Below are 12,136 nucleotides of genomic sequence, written 5' to 3'. Positions count from 1 at the left end.
ACCAGGGCAGTAGCTCTTATTGAAGCGGCGCCGTTTTCGATGAACGACCCGACGCCTTTCGCGATCGCCTTCTTTTTCGTCGCACTCCTCTACTCGTCGGTCGGGCTGGGAGGCGGCACCTCCTATACCGCGATTCTCGCGATCGCCGGCGTAGCGCAAGCGATCATCCCGACAACGTCTCTGGCTCTCAACGTGATCGTCGCGAGTCTGGGTCTGGCGAGCTTTTCCCGTGCGGGCTACTTCCGGCCCAAGCTGATCCTGCCGTTGTTGCTCGCTTCGATGCCCATGGCCTTTTTGGGCGGTCAGTTGGTTCTTGCCGCAAGGGTCTTTCAGTGGCTCCTGTTGGCCACCTTGGTGGCCGTGGCGGCTCGGATCTACCTCGTCGGGGATCTTCATTCGAATCTAGAGCTCAAGGCTGGAAGCCGCCTGGCCGCGTGTCTCGCTCTCGGAGCGGTTCTCGGTTTCGTGGCGGGCACCGTCGGGATCGGAGGCGGCATCTACCTGATTCCCTTGCTGATCTCCCTGAATCTCGCCAGCGAACGCGAGGCCGCGACCGCCGGTGCCGTCTTCGTAATGCTCAACTCGCTGGCGGGACTGCTGCCGCGGGCTCAGACCGGGTCGCTGGAGGTCACCTGGTTGTTACCTCTTTCCATTTCCGTCCTGCTCGGTGGCGTGATCGGCTCTCATCTGGGGTCGGTCAGGTTCCGTCCCCGGACCGTGCAGAAGGTCTTGGGCGTGGTTGTCTTGCTGGCGATTGCCGTGCTTCTGCGCCGCTTGCTCGCCTAGGCCGGGCGAGTCCCCGGACGTTCGCGTAGACTCGTCATCGTTTGATGACTACCTCAACCAGGAAGCCATTCCAGAATCTGAACAGCTTCCTCGACGCTCTTCGGCGCGAGGGTGAATTGGTGGAGGTCGAGGCCGGGGTCGATGCCCGTCTCGAGATTGCCGAGATCCATCGCCGGGTGATTGCGGCGGAAGGTGCGGCCCTACTCTTCAACAACGTGCACGGGTCGCGCTTCCGGTGCGTCACCAACCTGTTCGGCAGCGCCCGGCGCGCCGAGATGGCCTTTGGGCGTCACCCGTTCCGGCTGATTCAACGGGCAGTCGAGCTCGCCGAGAACCTTATGCCGCCTTCGGCGGCCACGCTCTGGCAGCACCGGGACGTGCTCGGCGGGCTGCTGCGGGTAGGCCTCAAGCGCTATCGTCGTGGCCCGGTCACCGACAACCTGAGCTCGACTCCGAACCTCGGAGATTTGCCGGTGCTGACGACCTGGCCCGACGACGGCGGGCCGTTCGTGACCCTGCCCCTGGTGTATACCGAACACCCCGAAGGCAAGGGCCACAATCTGGGCATGTACCGGTTGCAAGTGTACGACGAGCGGACCACCGGCATGCACTGGCAGATCGGCAAGGGCGGTGGCTACCACTACGCGGTCGCCGAGGCGCGCGAAGAGGCGCTGCCGGTAAACGTCTTCGTCGGCGGACCGCCGGCGGCGATGTTGTCGGCGATCGCGCCGCTGCCAGAGAACGTGCCCGAGCTGGTCTTGGCGTCTCTGATCCAGGGCGGCAAGTTGCCGCTGTGCGATGGGCCGGGGCCGCTACCGCTGCTCGCCGAGGCCGAGTTTGCCCTGGTAGGCCGTGTGCCGCCACGGCAGCGTCGCCCCGAGGGACCTTTCGGCGACCACTACGGCTACTACTCGCTCGAGCACGATTATCCCGTGCTCGAGGTCGAACACCTCGCCCATCGCAACGGTGCGGTTTACCCGGCGACCGTAGTCGGCAAGCCGCGCCAGGAAGACTTCTACATCGGCGATCTGCTCCAGGATCTGCTTTCGCCTCTGTTCCCCTTGGTCATGCCCGGGGTGGTGGACCTCTGGTCCTATGGTGAGACCGGGTATCACTCGCTGGCTGCCGCGGTAGTTCGTGAACGCTACGCGCGCGAGGCGATGGCCAGCGCCTTTCGAATCCTTGGAGAAGGCCAACTTTCCCTCACCAAGTTTCTCCTGGCTACAGACCGGCCGACAGACCTGCGAGACTTTCGGTCAACGCTCGAGCACGTTCTCGAGCGTACGCGTGTCGAAACCGACCTTTTCGTCTTCGCGAACCTGGCCATGGACACGCTCGACTACACCGGACCCGCCGTCAACGAGGGCTCCAAGGGAATCTGGCTGGGGCTCGGCGATCCCGTGCGACGGCTTCCAGCCGCCTTCGAGACAGCCGAGTTGCCGCAAGGCGTGAGTTTTGCCGAGCCCTTCTGCCGCGGCTGTCTCGTGGTCGGAGGAGCGCCCAAGTCGGAAGAGCCGGGCTTGCCGGAGCGGATTGCGAGCCATCCGGCGTTTTCAGAGTGGCCTTTGGTCGTCGTTACCGACGAGCCCGAGAGGGCGGTGGCGAGCTCGATCAACTTTCTCTGGACGACCTTCACTCGATTCGAACCGGCAGCCGATATCCATGCGGCCGGTACCGAGGTGGTGAGAAACCACCTCAGCTATCGCATGCCGATCGTTCTCGACGCGCGGGTCAAGCTGGGGTTCCCCGACGAGCTGTTCTGTTCGGACGAGATCTCGCGACTCGTCGATCGGCGCTGGACGGAGTACTTCGCGGACGGGCTGGAGATGGGCGACTCGAGCTCGGCACAGCTGACTCCGGTGTGAGCGTCTGGCCGGATCTTGACCAACTCGAATCCCGAGCGAAAGACCGGCGTCACGTCGCCCACGGAGTCGACGCCCGATTCGACGAGAGTCCGGCTCAACCGGCTCCAGCGCACGACGGCTGCCATCGGGCGTGGAATCTCACCGAGCCACCAGCGCAACCGGTAGGTGGCTCCCACTCGCACCGCGATGTTGGATTCAACCGCGAAGCCTCCGGCGCTCCAGTCCACCAGCAAGCCCTCGTTGCCGGGGCATATCAGCACCGTACCCCTGGCCGATTGACGGTCGGTCCGGCGTCGCTCGACATCGGCGGCGCGAGGCCGGTCTCGCCGCCGGACAGGCTCCCGGGCGCTGGGTTGTTGCGGCCACATGCCCGGGAAGACGCGATCCGCGGCCGCGATCTGGCGCTCTGCGCTGCTAGAATCCGCGACCGACACTCACTTGGCGAGGGTTTATCCATTGACTATCAGCACCGACGACTACCGGGATGTTCTGCGGCACTTTCCGTCCGGCGTGACCATCGTGACCGTGCGCTCGGGCGAAACTCGCCACGGTCTGACCGTGTCCGCCTTCGCGTCCGTTTCGCCCGATCCCCCGCTGGTTCTGATCATGATCGACCATCGGCATCGGGCCTACGGGCTTCTCCAGGAGGAAGGCGCCTCGTTTGCGGTCAATATCCTTGCCCACGATCAGGTCGAGCTTTCCAATCGATTCGCCTGGGTGAAGGACGAAGATCGCTTCGCGGTTGGAGACTGGACTACGGCGGCGACCGGAGCTCCGGTCCTGTCCTCCGCTCTGGCCTGGATGGATTGCTCCATCTACTCGAGATCCAAGACCGGGAGCCACACGATCTACGTCGGCAAGGTGGAAGCGTCCATGGTCGAGCGGCCCGACGAGATGCCACTGGCGTACTGGAATCGCGGCTATCGGAAACTGCAGGAAATCCCTGACAGCGACTGACTTGTCGCCTCTGTGAGGGCTCGGAGGACAGGCCGAGGGCGGTCGGGCCTGTGCTATAGTTTTCTCGTCGAAGCTCATCTCGAAGCCGTTTTATCGGCCTCGGGGCGAGGTCTTTTCCGGGAATGATGATGGCTACAAAGACGACCACGACGACCGATGTGGAGATCTTCGGAACCGTCTATCACGTCCGGGGCGAGGATAACCCGGAGCATCTCCAGGAAGTAGCGAACTTGGTGGACCAGAGGATGCGAGAAGTCGCACAACAGGTCACGACTGTAGACACGGCCAAGATCGCGATCCTGGCGGCGCTCAACATAGCCGATGAGATGTATCGGCGTGGGAAGCAGCAGGAAGGGGAACGGGTAGATATCCAGGAGAGAGTGGCGACGCTGACAGAGAGACTAGAAAAGGCGCTCGAGAGCTAACTTGCTTTTTGCAGGTCGGCTCGCCGCGATAAGAAATTGAAGACTGAGCTTGGCATCCCCTGTGAGGTTTCGTGATGGGTAAGGTAGTTGTAGAACCAACTCTTAATTCCAGGGAGTCTTTCATTCCCGTGGCCTGTGCCAGCCCCGCTTTGACGGGGACGCTAACGGCCCTCGAAGCGGACACCCACCTGGTGCACACCAGGTTCTAATACCGCCCACACGGCTTCACGGGGGGTGCTCACACCTTCCCGGACAAGCGAGGTTTCTCTCCATCCACCCGATCCCCTCTTTGAAATAGGGGGTCGAAATGTTGACCGAAATTCTGGTTGCCGCGGCCGCGGCTCTGATACTGATATTGGCCGCCTGGTGGTTCTTTTTCCGGCGGGCGGCGGAGAGAGTCACGGCGCAGGCTCAGCGAGAGGCCGAGGGAATCCTCGCGGCCGCCCAGCGGGAGAGTGAGGCCAAGCTCAAGGAAGCCGAGTTGGCGGCTCGCGAGAAACTCCTCCAGGCGCGGGGCGAATTCGAAAAGGCCTCGCGGCGCCAACGCAAAGAACTCGAACAGTTGGAAAAACGCGTCCTTCAGAAGGAGGACGTGGTCCAGCAGAAAGAGGATGCGGTCCAGCGAGCGAGCGCCGAGTTGCGCCGCGAAGAGAAGTCGTTCGGAAAACGCGAGCGAAAGCTGACGGCTCGGGAAGCCGCGCTCGAGGAGAGGCACAAGGAACTGGATGAGTTGATCTCGGTTCAGACCGGGAAGCTCGAGCAGATCGCCGGCCTCACGGCTCGGCAGGCCAAGGATGAGTTGGTCGAGGCCATGAAGACCGATGCCCGGATGGAAGCCGCGCATATGGTCAAGCGGATTGAAGACGAGTCGCGCGAAAAAGCCTCGCGCGAGGCCCAGCGCATCGTCGGCATGGCGGTGCAGCGAGCAGCCTCGGACTACGTCTCCGAAACCACGGTCTCGGTCGTGATGCTGCCCAGCGATGAGATGAAGGGCCGCATTATCGGACGTGAAGGGCGCAACATCCGGGCGATCGAGGCGGCAACCGGCGTCGATTTGATCGTCGATGACACGCCCGAGGCGGTCATCGTCTCCGGATTTGATCCGTTTCGTCGCGAGATCGCGCGAACCGCTCTTGAGCGGTTGATCGCGGATGGCCGGATTCACCCGGCGCGAATCGAGGAGGTGGTGGAGAAGGTCAAGGTCGAGTTCGACCAGAAGATCCGCCAGGAAGGAGAGTCCGCTCTTCGCGAGCTCAATCTGCCGAATGTCCACCAAGAACTGGTGCGCCTCCTCGGACGCCTTCGCTACCGGACCTCGTACGGGCAAAACGTCCTTCAGCACAGCAAGGAGGTGTCGTTTCTGGCCGGCACCATGGCTGCCGAGCTCAAATGCAACGTCCAGGTGGCCAAACGGGCGGGCTTGCTGCACGACATCGGCAAGGCCGTCGACCGAGAGATGGAGGGCACTCATCTCGAGATCGGAATCGATCTGCTGCGCAAGTACGGCGAGCGCGAAGACGTCGTCCACGCGATGGCTTGCCATCATGGCGACTACGATCCGGAAACAGTCGAGGCGGTGCTGGTGACCGCGGCCGATGCGCTTTCGGCGGCCCGACCCGGAGCGCGGCGAGAGATTCTGGAAACCTACGTCAAGCGTCTGGAAGCGCTCGAGGAGCTGGCGCAGGGCTTCAAGGGTGTTCAGAAGAGCTACGCGATTCAGGCGGGGCGCGAGGTGCGGGTGATCGTGGACAGCAAGAAGGTCAATGACGACGAGGCGATCTGGCTCTCGCGCGATATCGCCGGCAAGGTCGAATCCGAGCTCACCTATCCCGGCCAGATCAAGGTCACGGTAATTCGGGAAACGCGCTCGATCGAATACGCCAAATGAAGATCCTTTTCGTCGGCGATGTGATGGGCAAGCCGGGCCGGCGCATGCTGGCCCGTCATCTGCTGCGATTGATCGACGAATATCGGACCGACTACGTCATCGTGAACGTGGAGAACTCGGCCGGGGGCTTTGGGCTGACGGCGCCGGTTTTCGCGGAGCTGGACGAGCTTCCGATTCACTGTTTCACCAGCGGCAACCACATCTGGGACAAGCGTGAGGTAGTCGAGATTCTCGGGTCGGAGGCCAGACTGCTGCGACCGGCCAACTATCCGGAGGGCACGGCCGGCTCGGGTGTCCATGTGGGTGAGACCGCGGGTGGCGTCAAGGTCGCGACCCTCAATCTGGAAGGCCGAGTCTTCATGAAATCGCTCGACTGCCCCTTTCGCACGGCCGATCGGATCCTGGGAGAGCTCGCCGACGAGGTCAAGGTCGTCTTCGTGGATTTTCATGCTGAGGCCACGAGTGAGAAACAGGCGCTAGGGTTCTATCTGGATGGCAGAGTCAGCGCGGTCGTAGGAACCCATACCCATGTGCCGACTGCCGATGAACGGGTCTTGCCGGCGGGTACCGCGTTTCAAACCGATTCGGGCATGACCGGACCCTACGAATCGATTATCGGCATGAAGACAGACAAAGTCCTGCGGCGCTTCCTTCAGCAGACTCCGTTTCCGTTCGAGGTGGCCAAGAGGGACGTCCGTCTGGCGGGCTGTCTGATCACGGTCGACGAGCTCTCCGGGAAGGCGGCCCGGATCGAGAGGATCATGGTGCAAGATGCCGAAACATAGTGAGCAAGCCAGCAAGCGCCCAAGCCGGCCTCTCTCGGTGATCATCACGACCTTCAACGAAGAGGTGAATGTCGGTGACTGCATCGAGTCTGCTCTTTGGGCCGATGAGGTGTTGGTGGTGGATTCCTATTCGACCGATGAGACGGTCGAAATCGCGAAAAGCTATCCGGTCAAGGTACTGCAGCGCGAGTACTTTGGTTCCGCGGCCCAGAAAAACTGGTCGCGCGACCGGGTGGAGAACGACTGGGTCTTGATCGTCGACGCCGACGAGCGCATCACGCCCGAGCTCGCCGACGAGATTCAGGGGATCCTCTCAGTGCCGCCCCGGGCGTATGGCTACTACATCCGGCGCAAGAATGTGGTCCTCGAGAAGGTGATCAAGCACTCCGGATGGTCGACCGACAAGGTCATCCGTCTGTTCGATCGCGCCCACGGTCGGTATCCGAATCGCCGCGTTCACGCGGATCTGGATATCGACGGCGACGTTCCGACTCTCAAGAGCTCGCTTCTGCACTACACCTACCGGACCTTTGACCAGTACTTCCAGAAGCTCATGAACTACGCCGATTGGGGTGCGGCCCAGGGGTTTCGGGAAGGCCGCAGCGCGGGACTCCTGGCAATCGGTGGCCGACCGCTGTGGCGCTTCTTCCGGACCTACTTTCTGCAGCTTGGCATTCTCGACGGCATGCACGGCTTGGCGATCTGTGGACTCCAGGCGACGGGCGTGTTCATGAAGTATGCCCGCCTCTGGGAGTACGGGGTGCGGACCCGCCTCGGCCAGGAGGTCGAGTTACCCGCCTTCGACGAGAGCGCCGAGACCTGGGAACGGCCTGGAGACGGGGCGGGCTAGTTCGGAGTCGACGGGCGGTCGACAAGTGATTCGCCAGAGGACGGCTCGACCTCCGAGCCGACTGGACCAGATGCGTCGCTCCGGTGTGGTCTCTCCGGGAGCGAAGAGAGGCTCCCTCCGAGGCCCACTCGTCGCTCCTTCAGGCGGGCAGCTCTTGGAAGAGGACACCAGAGAATGGTGGCCCCGATTCAGTCGTAGAAGAGCGCCGCGGGCTCGAGCGTCCATTCGCCGGAAAGTGACGCCGTGGTGGCGAACAGCTTGACGTCCGGCGCGACTGGAAGCTTGACCGAGCGGGCTTCCGGCGAGATCGGAATCTCGAAGAGAAAGAGGTAGCAGTAGGTGTAGACCTGATCGCGGACCTTGCGGTCGTGGCGGTGTGTGGCGGTCCAGGCGACCGGCGTCCGTTCGATGAAGCCTGGCTTCCAGCGGCGGAGAAGAAAGCCGAACCGTCCCGAGAAGCGTTTCCACTGCCCGACGAAGCCCGAGTAGTAGGGCACGCGCACGGATTTGCCGTCTCCGCCGGGGAAGCTCATCGTCGTCCCGTCCCGGCTGGTCGAGGTCGCCAGGAAGGCCAAGCGATCGAAGTCGCCGGCCGGCAGATCGAGCTCCTGCCCTCGGCAGGCCATCGCATTGTGCTCGTGTGGCTCGTTGGGCCCAAGAACAAAGCACAAGCCCCCGGCGGTGATCTGCGGTGGGAAGAGCTCACCCGGGATCGATTGGCCCGCGCCATCGAAGTTGGATCCCGGCTGACCGTGGAAACTGGTCGAAGGCGTCTCGAAGGGAAGCTCGACCCGTGCCTGATCGAGGAGCGGCACACGGCTCGGTGGAGCCCCTGGCGCCAGCAAGAAGCTGCGCGGCGCAAAGCCCTGGAGGTCAATGCTCAGACGTCCGCCGGTAAGCACCGCCGGCGACTCCGATTGCTCACAGCCGTTGACCTCGGCGGCGCTCAGAAACGGCTGGGGTGCCGCCAGTGAGACCGAGGCCGAGCGCCCGCCCGCGGTTTCACGGATGCGAGCCAGCCAGAGCCGCCGATCTTCTGCCTGCTTGAGCGCCATGAGCTGGGCGCTCCGGCTCTCGATTCGCAGCAGTGAGAACCTGCGTCCGAGAGCACCGGGATGAGGTCCCGCCTGAAACGGAAACAGAGGTTGGTTGAAACTCGCTGCCCGCGCCGCGATCGCAGCCGCCGAGTCGACGCCGTGGCTCTCGATGGCATAGGCCATGCGGTGGCGGCCGAGATCCTGGACCGCCTGGTGGGCAAACCTGCGCAGAGCCTTGGGCGCGCGCAACAGGCTCAAGCGCAAGGTGCTCGGGTCGGGCCGATCCCAACCGTATTTGTGCTGGCTCAGAACTGAAACGCCCCAGTCCGGTCCCGAAAGATCGGCCCACTCGTGGGCCGGCACTTCGTACCGCTCGCGCCGGTTCGGTTCGCGCTCCACCGCCCCGAGGCCCATGTCGTAGGTCGCAATCGCTCCATCGAGGGCCAGAGGAAAAACGGCTTTGAGCAGCTGGCCCGAGCTTTGCCAGTCGATGTCGAGCCTTATCTCGAGCCGCGATCCGGCATCACCGACCGCAAGCGAGATCCGCTGAAGCAGGGTGGTGGCCCCGGCCGTTCTCACGATCTCGAGAGTCGCTCGAACCGGGCCCGTCTCCGCGATCCGAAAGTCCGCCCTTCCGCCCACGGCAGACGGCGGCGAGCACAGATCCTCGTAGCGGAGCTCCCAGGCCGGCCACTTCGAGGAACGGTCGGGGAGCAAGACGACGTCCATGGGGCCGTTCAGTAGCTCGCGCTCGAGCTTCTTGTCGTACAGGCTCACGATCCCGCCGTGGTCGTCGAACTCGACCCGGTAGCGGTGGTTCTCGAGGGTCCTGGCCGTGATCGCCAGATCGCAATCCACCGATCGAGCCTGGGCCGCCGGCATGACCTGGTAGACGGCAACTCCGACCGAGGGCACCGACGCCGGGAACAACAGCCGCAGCCGGTTGCCCTCGCGTTCCAGCTCCTGGCTCGGGATCTCAGCCCCCGCGGGATCGCTGACGGTCACGAATCTCGGCGGCTCGCGGTCGAACCGGACCCAGGCATCGACAAGCTCTTCGCGGTCGAAGCCCAGGGAATTGAACACGACGATCGGGACCCCCTCGGACCGGGTGTCGAGTCCGCGAGCTACCGCGGCCACGCTGGATTGAAGCAGCGACGAAAAGCGATTCTGCGCCAGCACGAGATCGTTCCAAGTGAATCGATAGGCCTCCGGAGAGCTGGTGCCGGTGAGGTCGTCGTGCATCTGATGCCACAGAAACCGGGTCCATTCCTGGCGGAGCTCCGCCCGAGGGTAGTCCTGGCCTCCGAGCCAGTCGGCGGCCAGCGCAGCCCGCTCCGCGGCCTCGGCGAGCAACTCGCAGCGCCGGTTCCACTTCTTGAGAATGGCCTGGGAAGTCCAGCAGCCGGTACCGTGGGTCGGGAGCAGAAGGTCTCCGCGATGGACCGGAAGCCGGTCGCGGTCTTGGGCCGCCAGATCACGGAAGAACTGATCAGAGCCCGAGTGAACGACCTCAATCTCTCCGTCCGCGGCCAAGCCCTGCTCCAGGTAGTCGAGAGATGTCGGGTCCGGAGCGCCGCCTCGGTCACCGACGCCGAAGTACCTGTAGCCAAGGGGCACGCCGGTCTCATCGCGCTTCACCTCGAGTCTTCTTTTCCATGCCCGAGATCTCGAGAGATCCTCGCGCAACGGCGCACCGTAGCCACCCGGGTCGAGCACCGCGACGATGCGGGATCCGTCCGGACCCTCCCAGAGGCCGATGTCGAACGGGATCTTCGCTGGCGACATCCACTTGATGAGCTTCTGGCTCGAGAATCCCTCGAGTCCACAGTGGGCGGCGACGGTGGGAAGGCTCCAGGGGAAACCGAAGCAATCCGGAAGGAAAACGTCGATGCAGCGCTGGCCGAACTTGTTCTCGAAATAGCCGTTGCCGTAGAGAACATGGCGAATCAGCGATTCGGGTGACGGCAAGTTGGTGTCGGGCGCGTCCAGCATGGCGCCGGCGGGGCGCCAGCGCTTTGCGCGGACCCAGCGCGTGAGCTCCTGGAACTCCTTCGGGTAGTACTCCTCGGCGAGCTGGTAGCGAAAGGCGCCCTCGAAGCTGAGGACGTAGCCGGGGAAAGCCCGCAGGCGATCGAAATTGTCGAGCAGGGTTCGTCGGAGAAAGTGCCGGATCGTCGTTTGAATGGTCCAGCGCCACTGGGAGTCCAGATGCGAGGTCGCAACGACGTAGAGGCGCGCTTTCCGGTTGGCCTTCATTTGCAATAGAACCGAGGAATCGCTTGCAGTAAGATCCCGCGATGTCCAGTCCTGACAACAAACGACATTTCGCTGACAGGGCGGTTGTCTCGGGCATGGCGGTGCTGATCGCGCTCTCGAGTCTTGCAGGGGCGGGCGCACCGGCGGCGGCGGATCAGATCGAGTGGTCGGTCTACGCCGGCCGGTGGGGGCTCGAGAAAGAGGGCGAAACGTCCGAGCTGGGCTTCGAGATTCAGCGCCCAATGGGCACCAGGGGGTTCGACCTCGTCGGTGGGATCGCCGGGACCGCCGATGAAGCGGTGTGGGCTTACGCGGGAGCCTCCTGGAGGTGGGAGCCGGGCGGCAAATGGCGCGTGCGGCCCGGGTTCGCGGTGAGCGTGTTCGAGAAGGGTGACGGCAAGGACCTGGGCGGAGCGATCGAGTTTCGCAGTAGCCTGGAAGCGACCTATCGAACTCGCCGAGATCTCCGACTCGGTCTGCTCGTCTACCATCTGTCGAACGCCGGGTTCTACGACCTCAACCCGGGCAGCAATTCGCTGGTGTTCGTGGTCGGCTTTCCGTAGAAACGGCGATTCCCTAGTCCTTCCAGATCTTCCAGGGCGGGCTGCCCTCGCGCCAGGTCTTGTTGAGGTGGAGGTAATCCCGGTAGGTGTCCATCGGCTCCCAGTGACCCTCGTGGACATAAACCGCGAGCTCGCCGTCGCGGGCCAGAGCCTGCAGCGGCTCGAGCTCGAGCAGGAGCTCTGGGTCGTCGTTCAGGTAGTCGAACACCTCCCGTTGGAAGACAAAGAAGCCTCCGCTGACCACGCCCGTAGCCACGGTCGGTTTCTCGTTGAACTCGAGGGCGACGCCGTCCTTGACTTCCATCTCGCCGTACCGGGACGTTGGATGAACGCCGGTGACGGTCGCGATCTTGCCCTGCTCGTAGTGATAGTCGAGCAGCTTGCCGATATCCACGTTGCCGACCGCGTCGCCATACGTGAAGAAGAAGGTCTCCTTGTCGAGATAGTCCCGCACCAGTCGGAGCCGCGCACCGGTACCCGATTCCTCTCCGGTCTCTGAACAGGTCACCTGCCACCGCTCTTCGCCGCGCCGGTTGTGGAACTCGGGCGACTCCGGGTGGTCCATGGAAACGGTGAAATCACGCATCATCTCGTGGTAGCGGAGGAAATACTGCTTGATCACCCAGCCCTTGTAGCCGAGGCAGAGGACGAAGCGCTCCACGCCGTGAAAGCCGTAGATCTTCATGATGTGCCAGAGGATCGGCATGCCGCCGATCTCGACCAT

General features: G+C 63.4%; 10 protein-coding genes and 1 other RNA gene. 9 read left to right on the top strand and 2 right to left on the bottom strand.

What is annotated here, in order from left to right; all coding sequences use genetic code 11:
- Positions 1-39 precede the first annotated feature (39 nt).
- The 8 genes from GY769_10715 (at position 40) to GY769_10680 (ending at position 7,556) form a co-directional block, all read left to right on the top strand.
- Complete coding sequence (locus GY769_10715) at positions 40-786, top strand: sulfite exporter TauE/SafE family protein (GenBank protein MCP4202389.1); 747 nt, start codon at positions 40-42, stop codon at positions 784-786.
- A 44-nt stretch (positions 787-830) separates the two neighbouring features.
- A complete protein-coding gene (locus GY769_10710; protein ID MCP4202388.1) occupies positions 831-2,651 on the top strand; it encodes a UbiD family decarboxylase in 1,821 nt (606 codons plus the stop codon).
- A 456-nt stretch (positions 2,652-3,107) separates the two neighbouring features.
- Complete coding sequence (locus GY769_10705) at positions 3,108-3,608, top strand: flavin reductase family protein (protein ID MCP4202387.1); 501 nt, start codon at positions 3,108-3,110, stop codon at positions 3,606-3,608.
- Positions 3,609-3,736: 128 nt separating this feature from the next.
- Positions 3,737-4,033: a cell division protein ZapA gene (locus tag GY769_10700; protein ID MCP4202386.1), complete on the top strand. Its 297-nt coding sequence runs from the start codon at positions 3,737-3,739 to the stop codon at positions 4,031-4,033.
- A 53-nt stretch (positions 4,034-4,086) separates the two neighbouring features.
- Positions 4,087-4,271: non-coding RNA, 6S RNA (gene ssrS / locus GY769_10695), on the top strand.
- Between the two features lie 69 nt (positions 4,272-4,340).
- Positions 4,341-5,921 carry a ribonuclease Y gene (gene rny / locus GY769_10690; GenBank protein MCP4202385.1) on the top strand — a complete coding sequence of 527 codons (1,581 nt, stop codon included), beginning with the start codon at positions 4,341-4,343 and terminating at the stop codon, positions 5,919-5,921.
- Positions 5,918-6,706 (top strand): TIGR00282 family metallophosphoesterase, encoded by a 789-nt coding sequence (locus tag GY769_10685; protein MCP4202384.1) that lies wholly within the window; start codon positions 5,918-5,920, stop codon positions 6,704-6,706. The genes rny and GY769_10685 overlap by 4 nt, the downstream gene beginning before the upstream one ends.
- Complete coding sequence (locus GY769_10680) at positions 6,693-7,556, top strand: glycosyltransferase family 2 protein (protein MCP4202383.1); 864 nt, start codon at positions 6,693-6,695, stop codon at positions 7,554-7,556. Before GY769_10685 ends, GY769_10680 begins: the two co-directional genes overlap by 14 nt.
- A 188-nt stretch (positions 7,557-7,744) precedes the next feature.
- On the opposite strand, the gene GY769_10675 is transcribed toward GY769_10680, so the two are convergent.
- On the bottom strand, positions 7,745-10,849 hold the full coding sequence (locus GY769_10675; protein MCP4202382.1) for an alpha-mannosidase: 3,105 nt from the start codon (positions 10,847-10,849) through the stop codon (positions 7,745-7,747).
- Positions 10,850-10,890: 41 nt separating this feature from the next.
- Here GY769_10675 and GY769_10670 point away from each other — a divergent pair, with 41 nt between their 5' ends.
- A complete protein-coding gene (locus GY769_10670) occupies positions 10,891-11,412 on the top strand; it encodes an acyloxyacyl hydrolase (protein ID MCP4202381.1) in 522 nt (173 codons plus the stop codon).
- Positions 11,413-11,425: 13 nt separating this feature from the next.
- Here the strand turns inward: GY769_10670 and GY769_10665 are convergent.
- Positions 11,426-12,136: glucose-1-phosphate cytidylyltransferase (locus GY769_10665; protein MCP4202380.1), on the bottom strand; the 711-nt coding region annotated here is incomplete at its 5' end.

This window comes from bacterium (assembly GCA_024224155.1).
GTDB lineage: Bacteria > Acidobacteriota > Thermoanaerobaculia > Multivoradales > JAHEKO01 > CALZIK01.
The sequence above is the reverse complement of the archived record's forward strand: the minus strand, read 5'-3'. Positions and strand labels throughout refer to the sequence as shown.

Coding starts and splice junctions, on each gene's coding strand:
- GY769_10670 (MCP4202381.1), top strand. CDS start 10,891: ATGTCCAGTCCTGACAACAAACGACATTTCGCTGACAGGGCGGTTGTC.
- GY769_10675 (MCP4202382.1), bottom strand. CDS start 10,849: ATGAAGGCCAACCGGAAAGCGCGCCTCTACGTCGTTGCGACCTCGCAT.
- GY769_10680 (MCP4202383.1), top strand. CDS start 6,693: ATGCCGAAACATAGTGAGCAAGCCAGCAAGCGCCCAAGCCGGCCTCTC.
- GY769_10700 (MCP4202386.1), top strand. CDS start 3,737: ATGGCTACAAAGACGACCACGACGACCGATGTGGAGATCTTCGGAACC.
- rny (MCP4202385.1), top strand. CDS start 4,341: ATGTTGACCGAAATTCTGGTTGCCGCGGCCGCGGCTCTGATACTGATA.
- GY769_10685 (MCP4202384.1), top strand. CDS start 5,918: ATGAAGATCCTTTTCGTCGGCGATGTGATGGGCAAGCCGGGCCGGCGC.
- GY769_10715 (MCP4202389.1), top strand. CDS start 40: ATGAACGACCCGACGCCTTTCGCGATCGCCTTCTTTTTCGTCGCACTC.
- GY769_10710 (MCP4202388.1), top strand. CDS start 831: ATGACTACCTCAACCAGGAAGCCATTCCAGAATCTGAACAGCTTCCTC.